General features: G+C 64.9%; 23 protein-coding genes. 16 read left to right on the forward strand and 7 right to left on the reverse strand.

The window, feature by feature from the left end:
* Positions 1 to 38: 38 nt before the first annotated feature.
* Positions 39 to 1,217: an MFS transporter gene (locus tag H5P29_RS03085; RefSeq protein WP_185910234.1), complete on the reverse strand. Its 1,179-nt coding sequence runs from the start codon at positions 1,215 to 1,217 to the stop codon at positions 39 to 41.
* Positions 1,218 to 1,610: 393 nt separating this feature from the next.
* Here H5P29_RS03085 and H5P29_RS03090 point away from each other — a divergent pair, with 393 nt between their 5' ends.
* The 4 genes from H5P29_RS03090 (at position 1,611) to H5P29_RS32415 (ending at position 4,244) form a co-directional block, all read left to right on the forward strand.
* A complete protein-coding gene (locus H5P29_RS03090) occupies positions 1,611 to 2,276 on the forward strand; it encodes an AraC family transcriptional regulator (protein WP_154385872.1) in 666 nt (221 codons plus the stop codon).
* A gap of 135 nt (positions 2,277 to 2,411) precedes the next feature.
* Complete coding sequence (locus H5P29_RS03095) at positions 2,412 to 3,536, forward strand: epoxide hydrolase family protein (protein WP_083948311.1); 1,125 nt, start codon at positions 2,412 to 2,414, stop codon at positions 3,534 to 3,536.
* A 112-nt stretch (positions 3,537 to 3,648) separates the two neighbouring features.
* Positions 3,649 to 3,864, forward strand: a complete 216-nt coding sequence (locus H5P29_RS32410) for a dihydrofolate reductase family protein (RefSeq protein WP_246670803.1) — start codon at positions 3,649 to 3,651, stop codon at positions 3,862 to 3,864.
* Positions 3,861 to 4,244, forward strand: a complete 384-nt coding sequence (locus tag H5P29_RS32415) for a dihydrofolate reductase family protein (RefSeq protein ID WP_246670802.1) — start codon at positions 3,861 to 3,863, stop codon at positions 4,242 to 4,244. The genes H5P29_RS32410 and H5P29_RS32415 overlap by 4 nt, the downstream gene beginning before the upstream one ends.
* Positions 4,245 to 4,257: 13 nt before the next feature.
* Here H5P29_RS32415 and H5P29_RS03105 read toward each other — a convergent pair whose 3' ends face one another.
* A complete protein-coding gene (locus H5P29_RS03105) occupies positions 4,258 to 5,280 on the reverse strand; it encodes an AraC family transcriptional regulator (RefSeq protein WP_246787044.1) in 1,023 nt (340 codons plus the stop codon).
* A 150-nt stretch (positions 5,281 to 5,430) separates the two neighbouring features.
* On the opposite strand from H5P29_RS03105, the gene H5P29_RS03110 reads away from it, so the two are divergent.
* Positions 5,431 to 6,489 carry an alpha/beta fold hydrolase gene (locus H5P29_RS03110; RefSeq protein ID WP_067955369.1) on the forward strand — a complete coding sequence of 353 codons (1,059 nt, stop codon included), beginning with the start codon at positions 5,431 to 5,433 and terminating at the stop codon, positions 6,487 to 6,489.
* A 29-nt stretch (positions 6,490 to 6,518) separates the two neighbouring features.
* Here H5P29_RS03110 and H5P29_RS03115 read toward each other — a convergent pair whose 3' ends face one another.
* Complete coding sequence (locus H5P29_RS03115) at positions 6,519 to 7,160, reverse strand: TetR/AcrR family transcriptional regulator (protein WP_067955371.1); 642 nt, start codon at positions 7,158 to 7,160, stop codon at positions 6,519 to 6,521.
* A gap of 110 nt (positions 7,161 to 7,270) precedes the next feature.
* Between H5P29_RS03115 and H5P29_RS03120 the strand changes: the two genes are divergently transcribed.
* Complete coding sequence (locus H5P29_RS03120; protein ID WP_210252524.1) at positions 7,271 to 7,819, forward strand: GFA family protein; 549 nt, start codon at positions 7,271 to 7,273, stop codon at positions 7,817 to 7,819.
* Entirely contained in the window at positions 7,803 to 8,105 is a 303-nt protein-coding gene (locus H5P29_RS03125) for a hypothetical protein (RefSeq protein ID WP_067955372.1), read from the forward strand. Before H5P29_RS03120 ends, H5P29_RS03125 begins: the two co-directional genes overlap by 17 nt.
* A 12-nt stretch (positions 8,106 to 8,117) precedes the next feature.
* On the opposite strand, the gene H5P29_RS03130 is transcribed toward H5P29_RS03125, so the two are convergent.
* Both H5P29_RS03130 and H5P29_RS03135 read right to left on the reverse strand, forming a co-directional pair.
* Entirely contained in the window at positions 8,118 to 8,630 is a 513-nt protein-coding gene (locus tag H5P29_RS03130) for a Clp protease N-terminal domain-containing protein (protein WP_067955375.1), read from the reverse strand.
* 9 nt (positions 8,631 to 8,639) lie between these two features.
* The gene (locus tag H5P29_RS03135) at positions 8,640 to 8,858 is read right to left on the reverse strand and encodes a hypothetical protein (protein ID WP_067955378.1); all 219 of its coding nucleotides are present in this window, start codon (positions 8,856 to 8,858) and stop codon (positions 8,640 to 8,642) included.
* A 218-nt stretch (positions 8,859 to 9,076) separates the two neighbouring features.
* On the opposite strand from H5P29_RS03135, the gene H5P29_RS03140 reads away from it, so the two are divergent.
* Both H5P29_RS03140 and H5P29_RS03145 read left to right on the forward strand, forming a co-directional pair.
* Positions 9,077 to 11,536, forward strand: coding sequence for an EAL domain-containing protein (locus H5P29_RS03140; protein ID WP_312870993.1), 2,460 nt, complete (start codon positions 9,077 to 9,079; stop codon positions 11,534 to 11,536).
* A gap of 72 nt (positions 11,537 to 11,608) precedes the next feature.
* Positions 11,609 to 11,914, forward strand: a complete 306-nt coding sequence (locus tag H5P29_RS03145) for a hypothetical protein (protein ID WP_154385869.1) — start codon at positions 11,609 to 11,611, stop codon at positions 11,912 to 11,914.
* Between the two features lie 19 nt (positions 11,915 to 11,933).
* Here H5P29_RS03145 and H5P29_RS03150 read toward each other — a convergent pair whose 3' ends face one another.
* Positions 11,934 to 12,779 carry an aldo/keto reductase gene (locus H5P29_RS03150; protein WP_067955381.1) on the reverse strand — a complete coding sequence of 282 codons (846 nt, stop codon included), beginning with the start codon at positions 12,777 to 12,779 and terminating at the stop codon, positions 11,934 to 11,936.
* 517 nt (positions 12,780 to 13,296) lie between these two features.
* On the opposite strand from H5P29_RS03150, the gene H5P29_RS03155 reads away from it, so the two are divergent.
* Positions 13,297 to 15,447, forward strand: a complete 2,151-nt coding sequence (locus H5P29_RS03155) for a TonB-dependent receptor domain-containing protein (protein ID WP_182575567.1) — start codon at positions 13,297 to 13,299, stop codon at positions 15,445 to 15,447.
* A gap of 204 nt (positions 15,448 to 15,651) precedes the next feature.
* Here the strand turns inward: H5P29_RS03155 and H5P29_RS03160 are convergent, their stop codons facing one another.
* The gene (locus H5P29_RS03160; RefSeq protein ID WP_067955384.1) at positions 15,652 to 18,144 is read right to left on the reverse strand and encodes a heavy metal translocating P-type ATPase; all 2,493 of its coding nucleotides are present in this window, start codon (positions 18,142 to 18,144) and stop codon (positions 15,652 to 15,654) included.
* A gap of 139 nt (positions 18,145 to 18,283) precedes the next feature.
* On the opposite strand from H5P29_RS03160, the gene H5P29_RS03165 reads away from it, so the two are divergent.
* From H5P29_RS03165 to H5P29_RS03190, 6 genes are all read left to right on the forward strand, one after another.
* Positions 18,284 to 19,351, forward strand: coding sequence for a glycosyltransferase family 10 domain-containing protein (locus tag H5P29_RS03165; protein WP_083948315.1), 1,068 nt, complete (start codon positions 18,284 to 18,286; stop codon positions 19,349 to 19,351).
* Between the two features lie 82 nt (positions 19,352 to 19,433).
* Complete coding sequence (locus H5P29_RS03170; RefSeq protein WP_067955388.1) at positions 19,434 to 22,229, forward strand: [protein-PII] uridylyltransferase; 2,796 nt, start codon at positions 19,434 to 19,436, stop codon at positions 22,227 to 22,229.
* Positions 22,230 to 22,275: 46 nt separating this feature from the next.
* Positions 22,276 to 23,874 (forward strand): murein biosynthesis integral membrane protein MurJ, encoded by a 1,599-nt coding sequence (murJ, locus tag H5P29_RS03175; protein WP_067955390.1) that lies wholly within the window; start codon positions 22,276 to 22,278, stop codon positions 23,872 to 23,874.
* Positions 23,875 to 24,005: 131 nt separating this feature from the next.
* Positions 24,006 to 24,551, forward strand: a complete 546-nt coding sequence (locus H5P29_RS03180; protein ID WP_067955393.1) for a dTDP-4-dehydrorhamnose 3,5-epimerase family protein — start codon at positions 24,006 to 24,008, stop codon at positions 24,549 to 24,551.
* On the forward strand, positions 24,544 to 25,467 hold the full coding sequence (locus H5P29_RS03185; RefSeq protein WP_067955395.1) for a Gfo/Idh/MocA family protein: 924 nt from the start codon (positions 24,544 to 24,546) through the stop codon (positions 25,465 to 25,467). The genes H5P29_RS03180 and H5P29_RS03185 overlap by 8 nt, the downstream gene beginning before the upstream one ends.
* A complete protein-coding gene (locus H5P29_RS03190) occupies positions 25,464 to 26,324 on the forward strand; it encodes a glycosyltransferase family A protein (protein ID WP_067955398.1) in 861 nt (286 codons plus the stop codon). The genes H5P29_RS03185 and H5P29_RS03190 overlap by 4 nt, the downstream gene beginning before the upstream one ends.
* The last annotated feature ends 90 nt before the right edge of the window (positions 26,325 to 26,414 follow it).

Below are 26,414 nucleotides of genomic sequence, written 5' to 3' on the forward strand. Positions count from 1 at the left end.
AGCGGCTTCCGACCTCAGGCTTGATTGACGGCTCCAGTTCAGCGCCGGAGGGTCGCGAATGCTACCGTCAGCGTCACCGCGAACATCGTGGCCGCCACGACGATCAGCGCGCTCGACAGGGACGCTGCCGTCAGCACTGCACTGGCAAAAATGATGCCTATGGCACTCGACGTGCGCAGCAAGGCGAACACTTCGGGTCGCCTGCGTGGCGGGGCCAGCCGGTCGAGAACGAGCGAGTAGTAGGTGCCGAGAGGCGCCAGGACCAATCCGATGAGGACGGCGCCGACGACCGTGGTCACAAGCGATGGTCCGAGTGCGGCGAGTGCGGCTCCAAGCGTCAAGACGCACAGCAGCAAAACGACGGCCCTGCTGCTTACCATGCGGTTGCGCACGCTGACCCAGATACCACCCGCGACCGAGGCCAGGCACAGCGGCACCGTGAACAGGATGGCCAGCGTCGGTGGGTAGCCGAATTTCAGGGCGAGCGCGACGGCTCCGATTTCGATGGCCGCGACCGTGGACGAACCTGCAGCCGCACAGACGAGCCACAGCAGGATGGAGGGGCAGAGCACCGAACCCTCGGCATGAGGCGCGTGCTCGACATGGCTCTTGCCCGCCTGCGGCACCAGCAGGGCCGGAATGGCACCGAGCAGTGTCAGCGCGAGCAGGGCAAAGACGGGCGAGACGGCGCCAAGGGCGGACGCCACCACCGGACCAAGAACAAAGGTCAGCTCATTGAGGGTGGCTGCAATGCCGAGCGTTCGGGGCAGATGCGAAGCAGATGTGAAGTGATTGAGCAACGCGCGCAAAAATCCGAATGCCGCGCCGTTGACCAAGCCGGCCACAGCCGCGAAGACGACAAGCAAGGCAAACGGCGCCTGGTAATGCGCGCACAAAACCACAGCAGCCAAGGCGAGCGTGCGGAAGGCCACCAACAGCCTCAGGAAGGTCGCGGCTGAACGGTTCGTACCGAGCCGTGTAATCGGGATGGCGCCGACGACCTGTGCAAGGGTCATGGCCAGGATCATGGCGGCGCCGCCCCGTGCGTCGCCCGTGAGGCCCAAGGCGACGAGCGAGAACGCCACCGGCGCGGAAGCCTGGGGAACGTTCAATGTCGCCGATGAGGCAAACCAGCGGAGCAGCGGCCAGCGGCTCAGAGGCCTGTCGAGAGGCTCAGAAGCGACGTCACTGGGGGGAGGGGCGCCAAGTTCGGTCATCTCGAAGCTGATACCACCGACATCATCGGACGCGGTTCATGCCCGGCAGCACGATACGCGGGCCGGAGTTCCCGAAGCGTCTCAGCCATGAGGCGGCCGTTTTCAGGACAAGGCGCGAGGACAGATGATGACGGCACATGAACAAGCCCTTTGATTGGGCCGGGCCGTTCCCGGACATTCTTTCCCTGGCGGGAGAGGACGTTACCTCGCGGGCAGGAAACTACCCGCCGTCACCGGCGTGTCAAGCTGCGGCCGGCGTCCGAAAAGGCTTGAGCCAACAGCTATCGGCCATAGCCCCAACGGTGTCGACCAGCGCCACCTCGGGGCCAGTGCACCCTTGCCTCATCAGCCAACTCCGGCGACACTGCCCCCGCGAGGAGCGCGGCGGCTGACATGCATGAGGTCGTGACACTGGAAGGCTGGTCGTCGCCGTTCGTCGAGTCGGTGACGCGGACAAGCTTTGCGACCGGCGGCTCGATGCAGATCCAGCCGGATGGCTGCTGGGACGTGGTCATTTTCAGGAATGCCGACACCACCACCGTGCTGCGCACCGGGCTGACCACGGCTGCCGTCACCCATGACTATGCCGCCGGCGACGAAATCCTTTCCATCGCCTTCAAGCCGAGCAGCTTCATGCCGCTGATGCCGGGCGAGGTCATGCGCGACCAGGGTGTGGTGCTGGACTTGATCGGCAAGGACCGCTTCCGGCTCGGCTCCGACGTGCTGGAGATCCCGACCTTCGAAACGGTCGACGGCTTCGTCCGCAAGCTGGTGCGCAACTCCATCGTCGAGGACAACCGGGTGGTCGCCTCAATCGTCTCGGGCCATCCGATGGCGATGTCGGAGCGGACGCTGCAGCGGCATTTCCTGAAGACGACCGGCGTCACCTACAAGACCTTCACGCAGATCGAACGCGCCCAGAAGGCGGTGGCGCTGCTGCAACAGGGCCGGCCGGCGGCGGACGTCGCCTTTGCGCTGGGTTATGCCGACCAGCCGCACATGATCCGCTCGGTCAAGGCGATCATGGGCGTCACCCCCGGGCAGGCCGCGCGCAGCTGAAACTGTCGGAAATCTTCAATCCGCAAGACCATGCCGCCGGCTAGAAAGGATGCACTTTCAACCCTGTGAACGGCCCCCTGAGATCGCACGATTTTCGCTGGGGTCATGCACATAGCAAAAAATGGACACGCGGCAATGTCTGACATCACCCCTTTCAAGATCGCCATTTCTGAAGCCGATCTGGCAGACCTCAAGGCGCGGCTCGCCAACACTCGGCTCGCCAACGAGATTCCAGGCACCGGCTGGAGCTACGGCATGGCATCCAGTTTCGTCACCCGTGCGATCGAGCGGCTGAAGAACGGCTTCGACTGGCGCACGCAGGAGGCAGCGATCAACGCCAACCCGCAGTTCGTCACCGAGATCGACGGCCAGACCATCCATTTCCTGCATGTGAAGTCGGGGGTTATCGATGCCGTACCGCTGCTCCTGCTGCATGGCTGGCCGAGCTCGTTCGTCGAGTTCCTCGGCGCGATCGGGCCGCTGACTGCGGCGGGCTATGATCTCGTCATCCCGTCGCTGCCCGGCTTCGGTTTCTCCGGCCCGACACGCGAGGCCGGGTGGAATGACGGCCGCATCGCCAGCGCCATGCTCGAGCTGATGTCGCGCCTCGGCTACAAGCGCTTCGGCGTGCAGGGCGGCGATGCCGGTGCGATCATCGCACCTGCCATCGGCCGGGCAGCACCTGACCGGGTCATCGGCGTGCATGTCAACGCGGCGACGATGGGCTTCATTCCGCTTGGGCCCATCGATCCCAGCGAGATCGCCATGTTCAGCGATGCCGAGAAGAGCCGTTTGCAGCGCCTGCAACAGTTCATGGCCGAACGCTTCGGCTTCAATGCGCTGCAGTCGAGCCGGCCGCAGACGCTAGCCTATGGCATTTCAGACTCGCCGGCCGGTCTCATCGCCTGGCTGGGCGACATGTTTGCCGGCTTCGGCGACAGCCCTGATGCCGTCGAGCTCGACCGGTTCCTGACCAATGTGCTGGTCTACTGGTTCACCGGAACCGCTGCCTCGTCGACCCGGCTCTACTATGAAAATGCGCATGATCCCGAGGCGTGGTCGCCGAAGCCGAATTCGGGCGTGCCGACGGGCGTTGCCGTCTTTGCCCGCGACGAGGTCGCCATCCGCCGCTACGGCGAAGAAGGCAACACGATCCTGCGCTGGACGGAGCTTGCCAGCGGCGGCCATTTTGCGGCGATGGAAGTGCCTGAGGTCTGGGCGGAAGAGGTCGCGGCCTTCTTTGCCGGGCTGCAGCGCTAGCTGCCTGAGATTGCGGAATGCGACAGCGCGCGGCCAATGAAATGGCCGCGCGCTGTCGGTATCTGTCGTTCCCGTGCGTCCTCGGGTCAGGACCGCAACGAAGGAGACGGCGATGAGAGAGCTGGTGTTGAAGATGTCGATGTCGGTCGACGGTTTCGTCAGCGACCTGGACGGGCAAAACGGCTGGATGTTCGGCACCGACCAGGAGGCCAAGGCGTGGAGCATGGAGTTCCTGTGGAACGTCAGCCTGCACATCATGGGCAGCCGCACCTTCCTTGGCATGGCCGCCTGGTGGCCAACGTCCACCGACCAGTCGCGGCACCGATGAACCAGATCCCCAAGGCGGTGTTCTCGCGGCAGGGGCCGCCAATCCTGGCGAACGCCACAACGGCGACCGCGCAGGCTGCGCCGCAAGCCGGCGCGGAGGGCTGGACGCAGGCCTATGTGGCGAGCGGTGATCTCGCGGAGGAAATCGCCAGGCTGAAGGCGCAGGAGGGCAAGCCGATCGTCGCCCATGGCGGGGTCAGCTTTGCCCGCAGCCTCGTCGCCGGCGGGCTGGTCGACCGCTTCGCGCTGCTGGTCGTCCCTGTGGCGCTTGGCCAGGGCCTGCCGCTGTTTTCCGAACTCGCCGCGCCGGCCCGGCTCGAGCTGGTGAGTTCGAGAGCCTTTCCAGGCGGTGCCGTGGCGCAGACCTACCGCGCGGCGTGACGATGACGGCCGTTCAAGCGGCGTTCGCGGCCCTGCGCCGGTTCTGCTCGCGCCAGGAGGCGGGGCTCAGCGTGGTGACGCGGCGGAACTCGCGGTTGAAGTTGGACTTGGTCTGGAAGCCGGCATCGAGCATGGCCGATGTGACCGACATGTCGGTGTCCCTGAGCAGGCGGCAGGCTTCCGAAATCCTGACGTCGTTGATGTACTGCGAGACATTCTTGCCGGCGAGGCGGTTGATGGCGCCCGAGATCTGCCGCGCCGGCACGCCCGCGCGGCGGGCCAGCCTGGACAGGGTCAAATTGTCGTCGCGATAGAGCTTCTGGTCGATCAGCAGGCGCTGGACCTGGTCGAGGACCTCGCGGTCCTGCTCGGACGGCGACGGCTCGGGTGGATTGGTCTGGGTCGGTGCCGAGGGATGGGCGCGCGAGGCGACGAAGGCGGTCAGGCCGATGAAGAACAGGCCGAGCAGATTGGCGTTGCTGGCAATGACGGCGGCGTTTGCGCCCTGCCATTTTTCGAAGGCAAGCAGCACGCCAAGGTCGAACAGGGCCGACAGGCAGAGCGCGACGGCGGCGATGACCAGCGCGCGGTGGGCGGCGACCGCACTGTCGAGGCGCGCCTCGACCAGAGCGTCCGGGCCGCTGCGTCCGAGGTGCAGCACGGCGATTGCGTAGCCGACGAACAGCACGACAAGTGCTGCATCGATAAAGGCGGGCGCGAACAGCACGATGGCAGTCATGACCAGAGGCGGCAAGGCGTGCAGCCAGCGTATGGCACCGCCCTGGGTATCGTCGCGCTGGAGCAAGGTGCGGAAACTGAACAGCACCAAAGGCGGCAGGCAGCTTGCCAGGATCGGCTGGACGTAGCGCGCCGCCTCGACATGATAGCCCCAGCGCAGACCGACGACGACCGACTGCACGGCGCAGAGCGCGACGAGGACGAGGAAGGCGGTGTTGCCGCCTGATGTTTCGCGGGCGCGCAATGCTGCGACGAGCAGGATGACCAGCAACAGGGCGGCGACGAAGGACAAGGGCACGAAGATCAAGGCGAATCCCACCGGAGAGCAGACAGCCGATCATGGCCTCTATCGCGATCGAGCACGACCTGAATCGCGATCGAGGACGCCGATAAAGGTCAATTTCGCCATTGCTCGCTCGTCTTCATCCGCAAACAGAGCGAGGTTCCCGTGCTCCAGTTACTCACCACCATTCCCGCCCTCATCGGCTTCGTCTCCGCCTGCTTCGCTTCGGAAGCGGGCGTCAAAGAGATGTCGGTGCCGCAGACCGGCCGCGATCTATCCGTGACCGTCTGGTATCCGGCAGCCGTCGGCGGCAAGCCGACAATTGTCGGCGACAACAAGGTGTTCAAGGGCGCGGCAGCCAGCATTGATGCACCCGTGGTGCCGGGCCGCCATCCGCTGGTGCTGCTGTCGCATGGATCGGGCAGCCGCGTGCAGGCGATGAGCTGGCTCGCCACCGAGCTTGCCAAGGCGGGTTTCGTCGTTGCCGGCCCCAACCATCCGGGCACGACCAGCGGTTTTTCCACCCCGGCCGAAACGCCGAAGCTGTGGCAGCGCACGGCCGATCTGTCCGCCGTCATCGACGCACTGGCCAGGGATCCGGCCTGGAGCAGCGTCATCGATGCCGACAGGATCGGCATCGTCGGCTTCTCGCTCGGTGGTGCCAGTGCCATGGAGCTTTCGGGCGCGCGCGCCAATCTCGAGGCCTATGCCCGCTATTGCGACAGCTACAAGAAGTGGGACTGCGCCTGGTTTGTAAGCGGCGTCGGCTACGTCAATGACGAGAAGATTACAGTCGACAAGGTAGACCTGCGCCGCATCGATCAGGCGCGCTTCGAGCAGTCGAACCTCGACCAGCGGATCAAGACGGCGGTGCTGGCCGATCCCGGCCTCGCCCAGGCCTATGACCCCGACAGCCTGAAGGACATCGCGATCCCGATGCACTTCATCAATCTCGGCGAGGGTGAAGGCATTCCGCTGGCTGTCATCTCCGATGGACTCGCGAAGCTGACGTCCAAGGGGACCTATGCGACCGTGGCGGGTGCGACGCATTTCAGCTTCCTGCCCGAGTGCAAGGACGGTGCGGCCGAACTGCTCAAGTCGTTTGGCGAGTTCGATCCGATCTGTTCGGACGAGGCCGGCCGACCACGCGGCGAACTGCATGCCGAGCTGATCGGGCTGGTGAAGGACGCGCTGGTGCGCGACCTGATGGCATCAGGTCAATGAACCCTGCGGCGCCGGCCACCAGCCGGCGCCTATGCCCGATGCGTGGCGCGCGGGCCGAAGGCAGCGAGGAAGATGCGCACGCTTTCGGCAGCGTGGCCGCGGCAGGCCGCGGCGGGCAGGATGGCGTCGTCGCCCAGAAGCATGGCGTCGTTGACGGGGGCCCCCATCACCAGCCAGTTGAAGAACGACGCCGCGGCCTCGAGGTCGTCGGCCTCGATCTGGCCGAGCCTGCGGTAGCGCTCGAAGGCGCGCGACAGGCGGGTAATCGAGCGCTGCGGGCCGAGCGCATGCAGCGCCCTGCCCAGTTCCGGAAAGCGCTCGACCTCGCCGATGACCAGCCGCCGCAGTTGCATCAGCTTCGGCGTCATGACGATGGTGAGCTGAAGTTCGGCAAATTCCTGGAGGTAATCGGCGATCGGGCGGTCGTCGACGGGGTCGGCGACCTGCTCCTGGTGGACGTCGCCGGCAACGCCGGTCAGCCCCCTGACGACATCGAGGAACAAGGCTTCCTTGCTGTGGAAATGGGCATAGACGGTCTGCTTGGAAACGTCGGCGACCGCTGCGATCTCGTCCATATTGGCGCCAAGGAAACCGTTGCGGAGAAACAGGCCGGCGGCGGCATCGAGGATGGTGTCGCGTGTCCGTTCCTGGCGCGTTTTGGCGGTCTTCATCAATGCACGTCCCTGTATCGGCAGCTGCGATGTCGAGCATAAGCCGAAGCCGTTGACAAATCAAACTGGACGGTCCAGTTTAGTTTTAAATCGACGGACGAGGTGATGAGATGGCTGACATGCGACGGATCGCCTGCAGATGCGGACAGGTGGCATTCGAGGCGAGCGGCACGCCGATCGTCGGCGCGATCTGCTATTGCTCCAGCTGCCAGAAGGCAGGCGGGATTTTCGCCGCGCTACCCGGCGGCGCGCCGGTGCTCGAAAGCGACGGCGGCACGAACTACACGCTCTACCGCAAAGACCGGATCCGCTGTGCGCATGGCGCCGAGCTGTTGCGCGAACACCGGCTGAGCCGGACGGCGCCGACCCGGCGCGTGGTGGCTTCCTGTTGCAACTCGCCGATGTTTCTGGAGTTCAAGGGCGGGCATTGGCTGTCGGTCTATCGCGAGCGCATCGACCCCGCCGACCGGCCACCGGCCGAGATGCGCACGATGACCGCCGACCGCAGGTCCGGCGTCGAATTCACAGACAGCCTGCCGAGTTATGCCAAGCATTCCGGCCGCTTCATGTGGCGGCTTTTGTCTGCCTGGGCGGCGATGGGTTTTCGCGCCCCCAAGATCGAATATGTAAAGGGAGAGCTCGATGTCCAAGGCGGCTGAGAAGATCGAGATCCGCAACATCGTCTCGCCCAACCATGTCGTGCGTGTCGACAAGGCAAAATACACCGCCATGCGCGACGCGTTGCTTGAGGTGCTGCCGGCAACCACGCCGGGCCTGACCGTGGCGGAAACCAAGGCGGCGGTGCTGCCGATCCTGTCCGAGGAGCTGTTTCCCGGCGGCGACAAGGCCGGCTGGTGGCTGAAGGCAGCCCAGCTCGACCTCGAAGCACAAGGCGTCATCCAGCGCGAGGCGACCAAGCCGCTCCGGCTTCACCGGGCGAAGTGAGCGCGTCCCGGCTCAGGGACGCGCATCGGCGCCGGCGACAGCTTCGGCGGCGGATCTGAGTTGGGCAAGGTCGATGCCCATCGCCCGCAAGGCGCGGGCGGCAACGCCGTGCGGCATGCCGGCAACGATGGCAACGACATGCGCGCCGAGCAGCGGGCCGTGCTGGCTTCGGCTTGCCGCCAGCGCCTGCATGACCTCCTGCCCGGAGGCCGACGCATTGAATGCGCCGGGGCGTGCGGCCAGCCGCTCCGACCCGGCCGACGACGACGAAGCGATATCCAGGCCGATGGCGGCAAGGGCGTCGCCATACTGACGGGCGATGGCTTGGTGCAGCGCCGCGGGATCCGCGCCGACCGCTGCGAAGGCTTGCCGCGCCGTGCTGTCGGGCAGGTCGAGCGCGGCGAGCAGGAAGTGCTCGGCGCCCGGCTCGCGCTGATGATCCCGCAACGCATGTTGCTCCGCCCCGGTGCATAGCGTGCCGATCGTGCCGATGTCGTTGAAACGCGCCTTGATGCGGCTGAACATTCTCGTCTCCTAGCTCTCCGGCCCATCGCCGATGTCGGACAGCCGCTTGTGGGCGGCCTGCTTGCTGACGCCGAGTGCCTGGGCGATCCGCGCCCATGACCAGCCCTGCCCGAGCGCCGACCTGACCGCGCGCCGCTCGAGCGTGTCGGCCAGCCGTCGCAAGGCAACCACCGCGGCCAGCGCTTCGTCGGGATCATCGGGCAAATGCAGGGCGTTCAGATCAACCATTCGTCAACATTAGTTGACGTAGGCAATTCCGTCAACCCAAGTTGACGGAAGATCGCTGGCAGCAGGCCGGAAATACCTTACCCTACGTCAATGTACTGGATAGTGCTTTGAACCTTACAGGGAAAGGAATTTTAAAGCTTGCTCATATAGGTATTGCAACTATTCGCGCCGCAAACGCGAGGAGAACAAGCTGGGGGGCGAGTTCGTTCGCCATACATGTGACGAGACAACGCGACATCAGATCCAGGTTTCAGCTCATCGGGCTGCTGTGGCCCTTCATCGCCGTTGTCCTGATACAGACCGTCATTGCCGGTGCCAGTCTCTATACCTTGTCTGCCGTGCGCGCCTATGCTGCAGGCGAAAGCGCCTGGTCGAAAGGCCACAAGGACGCGATCTACTATCTGACGCTTTATGCCAATTCCGGCGATGCCAACTATTTCGAACGCTTCCGCCACGCCATTGCGGTGCCGCTTGCCGACCGCGACGCGCGCCTGGCGATGGAAAAACCGCTGTTCGACTATGACGCCGCCTATGACGGCTTCCTTCGCGGCGGCAACCATCCCAACGACAATCCCGGCCTGATCTGGCTGTTCAAGAACTTCCGCCACGTGCCTTACCTGTCCAATGCCGTCGACCGCTGGATCGACGCCGATCCGAAGATCCTGGAGATCGCGGCACTCGGCGAGGCCATGCATGCCGGCATCTCGAGCGGCAGTGCCTCGGCAGAACAGCTCGCGGCGTGGAAGAAGGACATCCATCGTCTGCACGAAGAGACGGCACCGCTGGCTGAGGCCTTCTCCGTCTCGCTCGGGCGCGGCTCGCGCGACATCACCGTGCTGCTGCTCTGCGTCAACGTGGTAACCGCAGGCGCCCTGATCCTTTTGGCGATGCGGCGCACGGGCAATCTGCTGGAGCAGCGCCGGGCGTTTGAAAGCGCTTTGAATGCCGAGCGGGAGCGCGCTCAGATCACGCTGGCCTCGATCGGCCAGGCCGTCGTTGCAACCGACGCCGAGGGCCGGCTCGACTATATGAACGAAGCGGCCGAGGCGATGCTCGACTGGCATGGCGCCAGCGCCAAGGGCAAGCCACTCGACCAGCTGTTCCGGCTGGTCAGCGAAGAGAGCGACGAAGAAGACAACGGCTTCATCGCACGCGTCCTTTCGGGCGAAGCGGTCGGCGGCAGCGGCGTGCCGCAGCAACTGATGCGGCCGGACCTTTCGAGCGTCGCAGTGTCGCTGGTGGCAGCGCCGCTCTATGTCGACGGCAAGGTGGCGGGCGCGGTGCTGGTGTTCCACGACCGCACCAAGGAACAGGAATTCATGGCGCAGCTGTCGTGGCAGGCGAGCCATGACACGCTGACCTCGCTGGCCAACCGCCGCGAATTCGAGGCGCGGCTGAACGCGTCGCTGGCAGCCCTGGCCAAGCGCCCGGCGGTGCACGCGCTGATGTATCTCGACCTCGACCAGTTCAAGATCGTCAACGACACCTGCGGCCATGCGGCCGGCGACGAACTCCTGCGCAAGGTGTCGGCGGCACTGCACAGCCGGTTGCGCCCGACCGATCTTCTGGCACGGCTGGGTGGCGACGAATTCGGCATCCTGATGGAGAACTGCCCCGAGGAGCTCGCGGCAAGCACCGCCGAGAGCCTGCGCCAGGCCGTCGACGAGCTGAACTTCGTCTGGGCGGGACGCGCTTTCAAGATCAGCGTCAGCATCGGCGTGGTTGGAATGTCGGATGCCAGCATGACGCTGGAAGAGATTCTGCGCAGCGTCGACGTCGCCTGCTACATGGCCAAGGAGCGCGGCCGCAATCGCATCCAGATCCAGCAGATCGGCGACATGGAGGTGGAGCAGCGGCTGAGCGAGATGGCCTGGGTGCAGCGCCTGCGCGAAGCGCTGGAGCAGAACCGTTTCCGCATCTTCGCCCAGGAGATCGTGCCGTTGCATGGCGATGGCGCGGCAGGCGCCCATGTCGAGCTGTTGGTCCGGCTGGCCGATGCCGAGGACAAGCTGATTGCACCAGGCGAATTCATCCCTGCGGCCGAGCGCTACGGGCTGATGCCGCTGATCGACCGCTGGATGGTGCGCCAGGCCTTCGGCATCCTGGCCCGGCAGACGGCCGACGCTTCACCGATCACCACCTGCGCCATCAACCTGTCGGGCGCGAGCTTCGGCGACGACAGCTTTGCCGACTACGTATTGGAGCAGTTTGCCCGCAGCGGCATTTCGCCCGCGACCATCTGCTTCGAGATCACCGAGACCAGCGCGATCGCCGACCTCGACCGGGCGGCCCGCTTCATCGCCACGCTGCAGGCGCATGGCTGCCGCTTCTCGCTCGACGATTTCGGTGCGGGCATGTCGTCGTTCAGCTATCTCAAGGCCCTGCCCGTCGACTACCTCAAGATCGACGGCGGCTTCGTCAAGGACATGCTTGTCGACCGCATCGACCGCGCCATGGTCGAGATGATCCAGCATATCGGCGAAGTGACGGGCAAGCGCACCATCGCCGAGTTCGTCGAGAACGACGACATTGCCAGGGCGTTGCGCGACATCGGCGTCGATTATGCGCAAGGCTTTGGCATCGCCAAGCCGCGGCCATTTGGCGAGCACTATGTCGGCATCAAGAGCCGCAGCTTCGAGGCAAGGATCGGTGCGCCCGACGTGGCGCTGGCAAGCTGAGCCCATGTGCGCTTGCGGCACGGTCGCAGCAGCGCAACAATGCCTGATGTCGTCCAGACATGGGGGAATGAAATGAACAAGACTTTGGCTGGTGTGTCTGCCCTGGCGGCAGCCCTTGAGCTTGCAACGCCGGCGCATGCGTCGATCCCGCTTCTCAACGCCACCTGCCCCGGCAACATCGAGGTCCATGCCGACCAAGGCGGGCCGGTCTACATCAACGGCAAGGAAGGCGCGCTGAAGAAGTTCAACGACAACTACTTCGAGATCAAGGGCGCCGGCGTGACCATCTCGCTGAGCATCAATCCCGATAGCTCGCCGAGCGTCTCCTACACCGGCAAGGGCGGCGCCAACGGTATCTGTTCCGTCAAGGCGAGCTGACAGACGCCGGCCAAAACGGTCAGATCATCTCCAGAGGACGCTTGCGCGATGGCGGCGGGAACAGGCGGTCGAGTTCGGCCAGATCCTGCCCGGTCAGCCTGATATCGCGCGCAGCGGCGTTCTGCCTGACATGCTCGAGGCGCGTCGCCTTGGGGATTGCTATGACGCCTGACTGGGCCAGGACCCAGGCGAGCGCGATCTGCGCGGCGGTCGCCTCATGGCGGGCGGCGATGCCTTGGAGACCCTTGTTGCCGGCGAGCGCACCCTGCTCGACGGGCGAATAGGCCATGACAGGCATGCCGAGGCCCCGGCACTGCGGCAACAGATCGAACTCGATGCCGCGGCGGGTGAGGTTGTAGAGCACCTGGTTGGACTGGCAGGCGCCGCCCTTGGACAGACGGCTCATCTCTTCCATGTCATCGGCATCGAAATTGCTGACGCCCCAGTGGCGAATCTTGCCCGACTGACGCAGCTCCTCGAAGACGGCGATGGTTTCCGACAGCGGCACGCCGCCGCGCCAGTGCAGCAGGTACAGATCGATCCGGTCGGTGTGCATGCGCCTTAGGCTCGCCTCGCAGGCGCGGATGACGCCATTGCGCGAAGCGTTGGACGGCAGCACCTTGGAGACGAGGAACACCTCGTCGCGGCGCCCTGCAATGGCCTCGCCCACCACCTTTTCCGCACCGCCGGTGCCATACATTTCGGCGGTGTCGATCAAGGTGACGCCAAGATCGAGCCCAAGCTGAAGTGCGGCGACTTCGTCGGCGACGCGGCTGCGGTCCTCGCCCATCATCCAGGTGCCCTGGCCGAGGGTCGGCACGGCCTCGCCCGAGGGCAGCGTCGTGATTGCGGACGGTGAAGGCATGGCAGTCTCCTCGGCGATTTGTGTCAGCTTACCGCACCGGGCCACGTTGGCTACAGCGTCGACGCGTTGCTCGTCTTTTCAAACCGCTTTGCAGGATGACGACCGATGCCGCGCAGTTACGGCAACAAAGCCTATGGGTTCGTCTTCAGCGGCTGTCTCAGGCAGCTGGAAGGCACTGATATAGCCGTCCGCATGCGCCTGTGGGCGACGCAAAATCGCCTCGCATAAAACTTGACTACAAATATCAAGTTAATGTAGCTCAGCTTCATGGCCGTCGACCGGCCAACGGGGTGGTCAAACAACATACTGAAATTTCGATGTCTTCTCTCGGATGCCTGGACGAGAGGCCGACCGCCTGTGTTTGGGCGCTCATTGCCAGTGTTTTCAATGGCGCGTTGAGAGCCTGGGCTCATCCCATCAATCAGGCGCCAAGTCGTCTTCCGAGAAGACGCGCATCAGAAGCTAGCAGTTCTTTCTCCAGAGCAAGCCACTGATTCCCAGCATTCCGAGGAACACAGTGAACAATCATCACATCATCCGTTGCAGCACTGTCGCGTTGGCGGCCGTGTGCAGCGCCATTGCCCTCAGCGTGGCGAATGCCCAGTCCCCCAACGGCGCCGAGCAGCCGCCCAAGCCGGTCAAGTCAGACCGGAAGGCGCCGGCAACGAGCCCATTGGTGCTGCCACCCATCACGGTCAGCGCCGGCAGCGATACGAAAGCGCCCTTCCAGACATCAGGTGGCGTCAGCGTCATCGACGGCAAGATCGTCCAGGAGAAATTTGGCGGTGACGCCAATGCCATCGTTCGCAGCATGCCGGGCACGTTCACCCGCATGTCGTCGAGCCAGCCCGGCGTGTCGGTGAACATCCGCGGCTTCGAAGCCGATGGCCGCGTTAACACGATGATCGACGGAGTGCCCCAGACCTTCAGGAACACCGCAGGCCACGCCTCCACCGGCGGCGAGTTGCTCTACATCGACACCAACCTTCTTGCCGGCATCGGCGCGGAACGCGGCGCGGTCAATGGCGCCTATGGCATGGGCTCGCTGGCAGGTGCGGTCAATTTCCGCACCATCGAGTTCGACGACGTCGTGCTCGAAGGCCAGGACCGGGGCGTCAAGACGACCGTCAAGGCAGGCAGCAATGGCTATGGCGCTTCGGGGATGGCCGCGGCAGGTGTCCAGACCGAATTGGCCGGAGGTGGCCAAGCCTCTATCCTGGGCGCGTTCAGCTATGGCGAGCATGGCAACTACCAGCGTGGCGACGGCACCTACAACAGGCCCGACGCCAGCAACAAGCCCGGGTCCGGCCTGGTGAAGCTGCACTTCCAGCCCGACGACGTGCACGACCTAAGGCTGGGCGCGCGCTGGTACAAGAACGACTTCCTGGTTTCGGGCTACAACTGGGGTGTCGACAACGCGACCTATACGGCCAACTACAAATACCAGCCCGGCGGCGACTGGATCGACCTCAGGATCAACGGCTACTACAACCGCACCGACATGTCTTACGATCCGACGACGGGCGGATCGTACCGCAAGCGCAACACGCGCGACTTCGGCTTCGGCTTCGACATCGCCAATACCAGCCGGTTCGACATTACCGACGAGCTCAGCGCGCGCTGGGACTATGGCGCGGCCTATTCGTCCAACGACTACAAGGTCAACCTGTTCCGCGGCGCCAATCCGCCCGGGCACATGCAGAAGGCGCGCGCCTTCTCCGACCTCACCCTGTCACAGGGTATCTTCGAGCTGAACGCCGGCCTCAACTACGACTACTGGGACCTGAGCGGTCGCCAGAGCCCGTGCAAACCGAATATCGGCTTCTGCCCGCCGACCGGTGGCAATGTCGATGTCTCCAGGCACGAATCCGCGCTGAACCCGAAGATCACGCTGTCGGCAAAGCCGCTCGACTGGCTGCAGCCCTATGTGACCTACTCACACACCTTCAGGCCGCCCTCGGCGCGCGAGGCGCTGTGGGCGCTGGTTCCGATCGGATCTGGCGTCGGCGGTGGCCAGTACTCCAACTTCCACCTCAACCCGGAAACATCAAGGGGCTGGGAGATCGGCGCCAATATCGTCAGGAACGACCTGCTTTATGGCGGCGACGAGCTGCGGCTTAAGGTGAACTACTTCAACAACGCCATCGACAACTACATCGTCAACAATCTGATCAATATCCCGGGCGACCCTTACGAACGGGCGATCTGGGTCAACGTTCCCGGAACGACGCACTCACGGGGCTTCGAGGTCGAGGGCGGTTATGATGCCGGCATCGCCTACGTCAATCTCTCCTACACCCAGGCGAGCAACAACCAGCCGGTTGGCTGGGGCGCCGGCATCGGCAATGGCGATTCGACTTTCCTGCCGGAGAGCAAGGTCTCCGTCGATGTCGGCATCCGCGCCTTCGAGGAAGCACTGACAATCGGCGCGACGATGAACCATGTCGGCGGCAGCCGCTATGCGGTTGGCTTCGGCGATACTGCAACCAAGGAGGCCTATACGCTGTTCAACGCCTATGCCTCGTACAAGGTCAACAAGAACGCCACGGCGTTCCTGAACGTCGAGAACCTGACCAACGTGGCCTACAGCCCGGCGGTGTCGGGCGAGATGGGCGACAAGACCGGCCGAGGGCGCACCATCACGGTGGGGCTGACGACCCAGTTCTGACGGCGCCGCCAACCGGCGAGGAGCGGGGTGCCCCTGCTCCTCAGCTTCGGCGCTGGCCGCCTGCGGATGATGCCGCAGGCAACGTCGACACCGGTTGGGTCAGACCGGCGCGGTTTCGAGCAGAACGGCAACCAGCATTCCCGTCGCCATCAGGGCGAGCACGATCTTTCTGAACACTCACATCTCCTCGTTGGAGGCCGCATCTCAGAGTTTGATCGCCCTCAGCCGCAGCGCGTTGGCAATGACCGACACCGACGACAGGCTCATCGCGGCGGCGGCAATCATCGGCGACAGAAGCGTGCCGAGGACCGGAAATAGGACGCCTGCGGCGACGGGAACACCCAGCACGTTGTAGATGAAGGCGAAGAACAGGTTTTCCTTGATGTTGCGGATGGTGCCCCGGGCGAGCTTGCGCGCCCGGACGATGCCGCCGAGGTCGCCCTTGACCAGGGTGATGCCGGCACTCTCCATGGCGACGTCGGCGCCGGTGCCCATGGCGATGCCGACATCGGCGGCAGCAAGTGCGGGCGCGTCGTTGACGCCGTCGCCGGCCATGGCCACACCCTGCCCCTTGGCGCGCAACTCGTCGACCAGCGCCTTCTTGCTCTCCGGCAGCATGTCGGCACGAACCTCGTCGATTCCGAGCTTTTCAGCGACAGCTTTTGCCGTGCGGGCATTGTCGCCGGTGGCCATGATGATCCTGAGGCCGAGGTCGTGCAGCTCGCGGATGGCGACAGCCGCCGATGTCTTGATCGGGTCGGCGACAGCGACGATGCCGGCCGGCTTGCCGTCGACGGCAACGAACATCGCCGTCTTGCCCTCGGCGCGCAGGCTGTCGGCGCGGGAAGCGAGGCCAGCGAATTCAAGCCCGAGATCGGCCATCATGGCGGCATTGCCGAGCGCCACCTTGCGGCCGGAGACCGTGCCCGAAACGCCCTTGCCGGTGATCGATTCGAAGTCCTGCGCGTCCGGCACGGTGACACCACGCTTGGATGCACCGTCGACGATGGCCTCGGCAAGTGGGTGCTCGGATCCCTTTTCGAGCCCGGCGGCGAGCGACAGCAACTCATCGCCCGAGATGCCGTCGGCGGCGACCACGTCGGTCAACTGCGGCCGCCCCTCGGTCAGCGTGCCTGTCTTGTCGACGATCAGCGTATCGACCTTGGCGAAACGCTCCAGCGCCTCGGCATCCTTGATCAGCACGCCGGCCTGGGCGCCGCGACCGGTGGCGGTCATGACCGACATCGGCGTGGCGAGGCCGAGCGCGCAGGGGCAGGCGATGATCAGCACCGACACCGCCGAGACGATGGCAAAGACCATGCTCGGCTCGGGCCCGATCAGCGCCCAGACGATGAAGGCGATGATCGCGATGACCACTACCGCAGGGACGAAATAGAACGAGATGCGGTCGGCGAGCCCCTGGATTGGCGCGCGGCTGCGCTGGGCCTTGGCGACCATGTCGACGATCTGCGACAGCACCGTGTCGGCACCGACCTTGTCGGCGCGCATGATCAGCGAGCCGTTCTTGTTGAGCGTGCCGCCGGTGACGCGCTCGCCCTCGACCTTTTCGACCGGAACCGGCTCGCCCGTGATCATCGATTCGTCGACCGACGAGCGGCCCTCGAGCACGATGCCGTCGACCGGAACGCCGTCACCGGGGCGGATGCGCAGGCGGTCGCCGCTGACGACCTCCTCAAGTGGGACCTCGGTTTCCGAGCCGTCGGCGGCGATGCGACGCGCCGTCTTGGGCGCCAGGTCGAGAAGCGCGCGGATGGCCGAACCGGTGCGCTCGCGCGCCCTGAGCTCCAGCACCTGGCCAAGGAAGACGAGCGCGACGATGACGCTGGCCGCCTCGAAATAGACCGGCACCGAGCCGCCATGGCCGCGGAACTGGTGTGGAAAGAGGTCGGGAAACAGCGTGGCCACGACCGAATAGAGATAGGCCGCGCCGACGCCGAGCGAGATCAGCGTCCACATGTTGGGGCTGCGGTTGCGGAACGAATCCAGGCCGCGATGAAAGAAGGGCAGCGCTGCCCAGAGCACAACGGGCGTTGCCAGGATCAGCTCGAGCCAGGAAGCGAGCGGCTCGCCGATCCAGTCACGTGTCGGCAGGCCGACCATCGGCCCCATGGTGATGATCAAAAGTGGGATGGACAGGACCGCGCTGATCCAGAAACGCCTGGTGAAGTCGACAAGCTCGGGATTTGGACCGTCGTCGGCGGACGGCATCATCGGCTCGAGCGCCATGCCGCATATCGGGCAGGAGCCGGGCTTGTCCCTGACGATCTCGGGATGCATCGGGCAGGTGTATTGTGACCCCTTGGGCGCCGGCGCCGCGGCCGGCTTGCCGGAGGTGTATTTTGCCGGCTCGACTGTGAACTTGCCCGCGCAGGAGGACGAGCAGAAGTAATAACCGGAACCTTCGTGCTTGAGAAAGTGTCTGGCCGAGTCGCGGGCGACGTCCAAGCCGCAGACCGGGTCCTTGGCGCTCACATATTTGTCGGGCGCCGCCTGGAACTTGCCACGACACGAGGCGCTGCAGAAATGGAACAGGCGGCCGCCATGTTCGAGCGACGGCTTGCCGGCAGCGGGATCGACGGTCATGCCGCAGACGGCGTCGCGAACCACCGTTTCGGGCGCCGCGCCGTGACCGTGGCCATGGTGGGTGTGTCCGGCGTGATCTTCAGTATGTTTCATCTCAAGAAATCCAGTATATGCAGCGGCATGGGCCAGTAAGGTAGATGTTCCACCTGCTGGAAGGTCAAGGCTTCCACAGGATGGAACGTCGGCCGGGCTGCGCGATGCCGGGGCGACCTTACGCGAGTACAGATGCAGCATGACCGATAGAGCCGTAACCAGCGCGACGTCCCTGCCCGGCCAAGCCGTGGTGAAGGTCCATTGCTGCCATTTCTGGCAGGACATGCCGCCGCGTCGCGCCGTCGAGAGCTATGTCGCGCCGTGGGCGCAGGCCTGCGGCGTGGCGATCGAATATTGCGACGAGCTCGATCAGGCCGACCTCGTGCTGATCGGACCGTTCGCGCCCAAGAATCAGAATGTCGGCCGCACCCGCATGCCCGACGTGCCCGCCGGCGACTATGAGCGCGTCTTCCTGACGGGCGAAAACGCAACGCCGCTGATGGACCATTGCGAGTGGGCGCTGGCCTTCGACTACGAAGCCGATATCGGCAACGAGCGCTACATGCGCTACCCGCTTTACGTCTGGAGCAGCGGCGGCGATTCGATCCTGCACTGCCTGACGGGACTGCCGCCCGAGACACCCGAACAGCGCGCCAACAGGCCACATTTCTGCGCCTTCATCTATGGCAACAAGCGCGCCAAGCTGCGCCGCTGGCTGTTCCGGGCCCTGTCGCTCTACCGCCGGGTCGACGCACCTGGCCGGGTGCAGCGCAACTGCGCGCCGATCGGCAACTCGCGCGACGACAAGCTGGCGTTTCTCAGGGACAGGCGCTTCACCATCGCCTTCGAAAACAGCAGCGCTGCCGGCTACACGACCGAGAAGCTCGTCGACGCTATGCTCGCCGGCAGCGTGCCGATCTACTGGGGCAACCCGCGGGTCGCAGAGGATTTCGACGAGCGCTGCTTCATCAACTGGCATGCGCATGAAAAGCGCATCTGCGACGGGCTTGCCTTCGGCTGGCAGCCGCTGGCACGGTCGCCCCTGATGCGCAAGCTGGCCGTGCCGCTGACGCTGATTTCGGTGGCGCGGCGGACGGTGAGGGCCGATCGCGACCCGGCGCTCTATGAAGCGTTCTTCGCGCAAAGCCCGCTGACGGCGTATTCGCGAGCGTTCCTGGACGAGACGGCGATCGCAGGGCGGTGGGCAACAATTCTGCGCGCCGCGCTGGGGCGGGCCACAGCCAAGCAGCGCGCGGCCGCAGGTTGAACGGGGCCCCGACGTCGGCCATACACATGGCTGGAAAATCACGCTATAGACGCCGCCACAAGGGCGAGGCCAGCCGAGGCAGATGAACAAAGTTCCGCTCAAACTCGAAGAGCTGATCGACGCGGACGCGCTGCGCCGCGAACTGACGGCGCAGACCAGCGACGGCGACGGTACCGACCCGGCCGTGCGCGCCAAGGCGCTGCAGCTGTTCAAGGACCACATCGCCGCCGGCAAGAAGATCGCCGAGAACATGCTGATGGACGATGGCGGCGGCACACTCTGTGCCGTGCGGATCTCGCACCTGATGGACGAGATCATCCGCGTCCTCTACGATTTCGCCGTCACCCACGTCTACCGCGCCAAGAACCCGTCCTCGGCGGAGCGCATGGCTGTCGTCGCCGTTGGCGGCTATGGCCGCGGCACGCTGGCGCCCGGCTCCGACATCGACCTGTTGTTCCTGCTGCCCTACAAGCAGACGCCGTGGGGCGAGCAGATCGTCGAATATATGCTCTACATGCTGTGGGACATGGGGCTGAAGGTCGGCCACGCCACCCGCAACATCGATGAATGCATCCGCCTGTCGCGCAGCGACATCACCATCCGCACGGCGATCCTGGAAGCGCGCTTCATCTGGGGCGAGCAGAAGCTCTGCGACGAACTGATCGACCGCTTCGACAAGGAGCTGGTGAAAGGCACCGGCCCCGAATACGTGCAGGCAAAGCTCGCCGAGCGTGATGGCCGCCACGCCAAGGCGGGCGAGAGCCGCTATCTGGTCGAACCCAACATCAAGGACGGCAAGGGCGGCTTGCGCGACCTGCACACGCTGTTCTGGATCGCCAAATATTACTACCGCGTGCGCACCGGCGCCGAGCTGATCAACAAGGGCGTGTTCACCGAGGGCGAATACGGCCAGTTCGTCGAGGCCGAGGATTTTCTCTGGGCGGTGCGTTGCCACATGCATTTCCTGACCGGCAAGCCCGAGGAAAGGCTGCATTTCGACATCCAGCGGGAGATCGCCCAGCGCCTCGGCTACACCACCCAGCCCGGGCTTTCGGCGGTCGAACGCTTCATGAAGGACTACTTCCTGGTGGCCAAGGAAGTGGGCGACCTGACTCGCATCTTTTGCGCCGCCCTGGAAGAGGAACAGGCCAAAGACGCGCCGGGCTTCCACGGGCTGCTGCAGGGCTTTTCCAGGCGACGGCGCAAGCTCGCCGGCACCAGCGACTTCATCATCGACAACCAGCGCATCAACGTCGCCGACGACAAGGTGTTTTCGCGCGACCCGGTCAACATGCTGCGCTTCTTCTGGTTCGCGGACCGGCACGGGCTGGAGCTGCATCCCAATGCGCTCAAGCTTCTGACCCGCTCGCTCGGTCTCGTCGACAAGGGCCTGCGCCGCAACGAGGAAGCCAACCGCTATTTCCTCGACATCCTGACCTCGGACCGCAGCCCCGAGCTCAACATGCGGCGCATGAACGAGGCCGGACTGCTGGGCCGGCTGATCCCCGACTTCGGCAAGATCGTCGCGATGATGCAGTTCTCGATGTATCACCACTACACCGTCGACGAGCACCTCTTGCGCTGCATCGGCGTGCTCTCCGAGATAGAGCATGGCGACGGCGCCAAGATCCATCCGCTCAGCCATTCGCTGATCGGCGGCCTGAAGAAGCAGCGCGAGGTGCTCTATGTCGCGGTGCTGCTGCACGACATCGCCAAGGGCCGGCCGGAGGACCATTCGGAGGCCGGCGGCAAGATCGCCCGCCGCATCTGCCCGCATATGGGACTGTCGCCGACCGACACGGAGACCGTCGCCTGGCTGGTCGAGAACCACCTGGTGATGTCGATGACGGCGCAGACGCGCGACCTCAACGACCGCAAGACCATCGACGATTTCGCCGACGTCGTGCAGTCGGTCGAGCGGCTGAAGCTGCTCTTGATCCTGACCGTCTGTGACATCCGCGGCGTCGGCCCGGGCGTGTGGAACGGCTGGAAGGGCCAGTTGCTGCGCACGCTGTATTACGAGACCGAGCTCCTCCTGACCGGTGGCTTTTCCGAGCTGTCGCGGGCCGAGCGCACGGCGGCGGCACGCGAGACTTTGGCCGCGGCACTTTCCGACTGGCCGGAGGCGGCGCGGCGGAAATACGTCAAGCTGCATTATGACAACTACCTGCTGACCGTCGACCTGGAAGACCAGAAGCGTCATGCCGAGTTCATCCGCGGCGCCGATGCGGCCGGCAAGCAGTTGTCGACAATGGTGCGGACCCACGAATTCGAGGCCGTCACCGAGATCACCATCCTGGCGCAGGATCATCCGCGCCTGCTGTCGGTGATCGCAGGCGCCTGTGCGGCTGCCGGCGGCAACATCGTCGACGCGCAGATCTTCACCACCGCCGATGGGCGGGCGCTCGACATCATCCTGATCAGCCGCGAATTCGACCGCGACGAGGACGAGCGTCGGCGCGCCGAACGTGTCGGCCAGCTGATCGAGGACGTGCTGTCGGGCCGGGCCTGGCTGCCGGAGATGATCGCCAAGCGGGCCAAGCCGAAGCGCGGCCAGAAGACCTTCCGCATCCAGCCGCGTGCGGAAATCCGGAATGCGCTGTCGAACCGTTTCTCGGTGATCGAGGTCGAAGGCCTCGACCGCCCCGGCTTCCTGTCGGAGATCACGGGCGCGCTGTCCGACCTGTCGCTCGACATCGCCTCGGCACACATCACCACCTTCGGCGAGAAGGTGATCGACACCTTCTACGTCACCGACCTGACCGGCCAGAAGATCGACAACCCGACACGGCTCGAGAATATCCGTACCCGCCTGATCGCCACCCTCGAGGGCGCAAGCGCCGAGCGGACCAAGGCCAAGGCGGCGGCGGCCGAATGACGCCAGCCATGATCCCGCCCAAATCCGCAAGGCATCGTCGCGCCCCATGTCACTGATCAAGAAATTCGCGACCGTTGCCTCGGGCACGCTGATGAGCCGGGTGCTGGGCTTTGCGCGCGAGATGCTGATGGCGGCGGCCCTCGGCACCGGGCCGGTGGCCGACGCCTTCTATGCCGCATTCCAGTTCCCCAACACCTTCCGCCGGCTGTTTGCCGAGGGCGCTTTCAACGCCGCCTTCGTGCCGCTGTTTGCCAAGGAGATCGAGGCCAACGGCACGGAGGGCGCCAAGCGCTTTTCGGAGGAAGTGTTCGGCGTATTGTTTTCGGCCCTTTTGGTACTGACCATCGCCATGGAACTGGCGATGCCGCTGATCGTGCGTTTCGTCGTGGCTCCCGGCTTCGCCGACAATCCCGAGAAGTACGACCTGACGGTGGCGCTCGCCACCATCATGTTCCCCTATCTGATCTGCATGTCGCTGGCGGCGATGATGAGCGGCATGCTGAACTCGCTGCGCCGCTATTTCGCCGCGGCGATCGCGCCGGTGTTTCTCAACATCATCCTCGTCGGCGTCCTGGCCAATGCCTGGTATCGCGGCCATGACGGGCTGACCGTCGGCTACGCGCTGGCTTGGGGCGTCCTGGCCGCCGGTCTGGTGCAGCTGATCATCGTCTGGATCGCGGTGCGCCATGCCGGCATATCGATCGGCTTCCGCCGGCCCAGGCTGACGCCCAACGTCAAGCGCCTGCTGTGGCTGGCGCTGCCGGCGGCGATCACTGGCGGCATCACCCAGATCAACACGCTGATCGGGACGGCCATCGCCTCGGGCCAGGATAGTGCCGTGTCGTCACTGAACCTTGCCGACCGCGTCTACCAGTTGCCGCTCGGCGTCGTCGGCGTCGCCGTTGCCATCGTGCTGTTGCCGGAGCTGTCGCGGGCGCTGAAGGCAGGCAACAAGGTCGAGGCAGCCAACCTGCAGAACCGCTCGGTCGAGTTCACGCTGTTCCTGACGCTCCCCGCTGCCGCGGCCCTGCTGGTCATGTCGGAGCCGATAGTGCGTGTGCTCTATGAGCGCGGCGCCTTCGCCGCCTCGAACAGCACGCCGGTGGTGGCATCGATCCTCGCCATCTTCGGCCTTGGCCTGCCGGCATTCGTGTTGATCAAGGCGTTCACGCCCGGCTTCTTCGCACGCGAGGACACACGCACGCCGATGTATTTCGCCGCCATTTCGGTGGCGGTGAACATTTCGGTCGCGCTGACCTTGTTTCCGTCCTGGGGTGCGCCCGGCATTGCTGCGGCATCGGCAATCGCCGGCTGGGTCAACGCGGCGATGCTGCTCGGCACGCTGGTCTGGCGCGGCCAGTGGGATCGCGACGCAGCACTGATGAAACGGATACCGCGCCTTGTCGTCGCCTCCGCGATCATGGCCGGCGGACTGTGGTTCGCCACGGGCGAGGCCGATCAATGGCTGGGGTCGGCGGCCCCCGTCTATACCCAGGCAGCGGCGCTCGGCGTGCTGGTGGCTGCTGCGATGATCATCTATTTCAGCGTCGCCTTCGGCATCGGCGGCGCGGATGCCCGCATGATCCGGCGCAACATCAAACGCAATCGCGCCAAGCCTGCGCCAACGCCGGCCGAATCTGAGTGATTGCCGTGCCTACGTAAGCCTACGGGCCGATTGAGCATTGCTTTCTGCATCGACCGGACAGATACAGACGCTGGGAGTCACGACGCGCGGCATGGCAAGAGCTGCGCCAGGGGCAGTGGGGAAGCATAGCGATGATCAAACTTCCGCTGGGATGCGTTGTTCGCGACCTGAAGACCCATGACGACGATCGCGGGAACCTGACGGAAATCTTCCGCCAGGAATGGGATGCCGGCATCGAGCCCGTGCAGTGGAATTTCGTACGTAGCCAGGCCAACGTTCTGCGCGGCGTACATGTGCACGTGATCCACTCCGACTATCTCGTCTGCCTAGAAGGCACGCTGGTGCTCGCGCTCTCGGACATTCGCCCGGAATCGCCGACTCATGGCATGGCAACGACGGTGACGCTCAAGGGTTCGAAAATGCAGGCAGCACTAGTCCCGCCCGGCGTCGCCCATGGCTTCCATTTTCCTGAAGTTTCCAGCCTTTGCTATTCGGTTTCGCACTACTGGAACACTGTGGACGAAATCGGCTGCCGCTGGGACGATCCGGCGCTCGGCCTTGACTGGGACATCCGCGATCCTGCCCTGTCGCCGCGTGATACGACTGCGGGTTCCGCCGCCGAGATGACGCAACAGTACTTGGCTGTGCGCGCGCAAATGAGCGCCAGCCGTGCGTGAGGCCCCGCATCTCGGTCTGATCGGCTGCGGCGGTTGGGGCAAGCTGATCCTGCGCGACCTGAAAGCGCTGGGTGCCAAGGTCACATGCGTGGCACCTGGCGAAAGATCGCGCGCCAATGCCGTAGCCAACGGTGCAGACCACATTGTCCCGACGCTGGATGAACTGCCCGAGGTCGAGGGCGCCGTTGTTGCCACGCCGAGTGACAGCCATGGCGCGGTGCTGCTCAGCCTCCTGCCGCGCAACATTCCGCTGTTTGTCGAAAAGCCGCTGACCTCGGACCGGGCGACGGCCCGATTGCTGGCTGAGAAGGCTGCCGACCGCCTCTTCGTCATGGACAAATGGCGCTATCACGCCGGAATCGAACGCATCGCCCGATTTGCGAAAAGCGGCGAGATCGGCGACGTCCTGGGACTCAGGCTGTACCGGCTCGGCTGGTCGATGACCCACAACGAGGTCGACCCGATCTGGAACCTGCTGCCGCATGACTTGTCGATATGCCTGCATGTCCTTGGCGAGGTCCCACCTGTAGCAACGGCGTTCGCGGACGGACTTGGACCGGCGTCCAGCGGTCTCGTCGCCGTGCTCGGCCGCGACGGCGGGCCGCGCGTGGTGATCGAGACCTCGGCGCACCACCCGGTCAACCGGCGGTCGGTGATCCTGTCCTGTACCAATGGCACGGTGACGCTGAACGGCAGCTTCGACGACCATCTGATCCTGCGCCAGGGAAGCCCTAACGATCTGAATGCGCCGGAGGTCGAGGTTGCGATCCAGAACAATATGCCGCTCGAGGCGGAACTCGCCGCCTTCCTCCGCCACCTCAATGGTGGACCGGCGCCGATGAGTTCGGCCGCCGAAGGCGCCGCGATCGTCGAGCGCGTCTGCGATATCAGGCGCATGGCCGGGCTGCCCGAGTGAACCGCAAGCCCTTTGCCACCGTGCTGGTGCCGACGCACAACCATGCGCATCTGATTGGATACGCAATCCGCAGCATCCAGGACCAGAGCTTTTCCGATTTCGAGCTCTTCGTGGTCGGCGACGGCGCATCCGCAGAGACACGCGACGTCGTCGGCGACCTTGCCCGGAGCGACCCGCGCATCCGCTACTTCGACTTTCCCAAAGGCCAGCGCCACGGGGAGGCGCACCGGCACGTGGCTCTGCAGGAGGCGCGCGGCGAGATCGTCGCCTATTGTGGCGACGATGACCTGTGGCTGCGCAGCCACCTTGCCAGCCTGGCCAAGCTGCTGAAGCGGCATGATTTCGGCCACATGGTGCAGATCAACGTGCACGGCCGAAACGAGTTCGTGGTCTATGGCGGCAGTTTCGCCGAGCCCGGCTGCTGGCAAAAGGTGCGCGATGGCGAGAAGGCCTTTTTTGGCCTGACCGTAGGCGGCCATCGCATGAGCGCCTATCGTGCCCTGCCCGTCGGCTGGAGCCCGGCACCAGCCGGGACCTACACGGACCAGTTCATGTGGCGGAAGTTTCTGCGCCAGCCCGGCCTGCGCTTCGCATCTGGACTGGAAGCGACCTCGATACATATCGCCTCGCCGGCACGAACCGACTGGACAGCACAGGAGCGCGTTGCCGAGCTCAAGGATCTGTTCGAGCGTCGCGACAGCGCCGAATTGCGAGTTGCGCTCGAACAGGCGATCCGCACTGCGCACCACGGATGGACCTCGCCCGACGATCCGCTGCTTGTGCGCCTCGCCGGCCAGGCGAAGCTACTCGGCGCGCATGTCGAGAACCTCGTTCACAGGTGGCGCCGACCCTCTTGATAGCCCCGCCCTCTTGATAGCAAGAGCGCCATCGTTCATAAGCGCCACTCGAATTTCGCCGCGCGCGAAACGGCCCTCCACAAGCCACGG

The sequence above is a fragment of the Aminobacter sp. MDW-2 genome, assembly GCF_014250155.1.
GTDB lineage: Bacteria > Pseudomonadota > Alphaproteobacteria > Rhizobiales > Rhizobiaceae > Aminobacter > Aminobacter ciceronei.

What these genes read in the sequence shown, in the direction of transcription:
- H5P29_RS03085 (WP_185910234.1), bottom strand. Translation starts at nt 1,217, where the DNA reads ATGACCGAACTTGGCGCCCCTCCCCCCAGTGACGTCGCTTCTGAGCCT.
- H5P29_RS03090 (WP_154385872.1), top strand. Translation starts at nt 1,611, where the DNA reads ATGCATGAGGTCGTGACACTGGAAGGCTGGTCGTCGCCGTTCGTCGAG.
- H5P29_RS03095 (WP_083948311.1), top strand. Translation starts at nt 2,412, where the DNA reads ATGTCTGACATCACCCCTTTCAAGATCGCCATTTCTGAAGCCGATCTG.
- H5P29_RS32410 (WP_246670803.1), top strand. Translation starts at nt 3,649, where the DNA reads ATGAGAGAGCTGGTGTTGAAGATGTCGATGTCGGTCGACGGTTTCGTC.
- H5P29_RS32415 (WP_246670802.1), top strand. Translation starts at nt 3,861, where the DNA reads ATGAACCAGATCCCCAAGGCGGTGTTCTCGCGGCAGGGGCCGCCAATC.
- H5P29_RS03115 (WP_067955371.1), bottom strand. Translation starts at nt 7,160, where the DNA reads ATGAAGACCGCCAAAACGCGCCAGGAACGGACACGCGACACCATCCTC.
- H5P29_RS03120 (WP_210252524.1), top strand. Translation starts at nt 7,271, where the DNA reads ATGGCTGACATGCGACGGATCGCCTGCAGATGCGGACAGGTGGCATTC.
- H5P29_RS03125 (WP_067955372.1), top strand. Translation starts at nt 7,803, where the DNA reads ATGTCCAAGGCGGCTGAGAAGATCGAGATCCGCAACATCGTCTCGCCC.
- H5P29_RS03130 (WP_067955375.1), bottom strand. Translation starts at nt 8,630, where the DNA reads ATGTTCAGCCGCATCAAGGCGCGTTTCAACGACATCGGCACGATCGGC.
- H5P29_RS03135 (WP_067955378.1), bottom strand. Translation starts at nt 8,858, where the DNA reads ATGGTTGATCTGAACGCCCTGCATTTGCCCGATGATCCCGACGAAGCG.
- H5P29_RS03145 (WP_154385869.1), top strand. Translation starts at nt 11,609, where the DNA reads ATGAACAAGACTTTGGCTGGTGTGTCTGCCCTGGCGGCAGCCCTTGAG.
- H5P29_RS03150 (WP_067955381.1), bottom strand. Translation starts at nt 12,779, where the DNA reads ATGCCTTCACCGTCCGCAATCACGACGCTGCCCTCGGGCGAGGCCGTG.
- H5P29_RS03160 (WP_067955384.1), bottom strand. Translation starts at nt 18,144, where the DNA reads ATGAAACATACTGAAGATCACGCCGGACACACCCACCATGGCCACGGT.
- H5P29_RS03165 (WP_083948315.1), top strand. Translation starts at nt 18,284, where the DNA reads ATGACCGATAGAGCCGTAACCAGCGCGACGTCCCTGCCCGGCCAAGCC.
- H5P29_RS03170 (WP_067955388.1), top strand. Translation starts at nt 19,434, where the DNA reads ATGAACAAAGTTCCGCTCAAACTCGAAGAGCTGATCGACGCGGACGCG.
- murJ (WP_067955390.1), top strand. Translation starts at nt 22,276, where the DNA reads ATGTCACTGATCAAGAAATTCGCGACCGTTGCCTCGGGCACGCTGATG.
- H5P29_RS03180 (WP_067955393.1), top strand. Translation starts at nt 24,006, where the DNA reads ATGATCAAACTTCCGCTGGGATGCGTTGTTCGCGACCTGAAGACCCAT.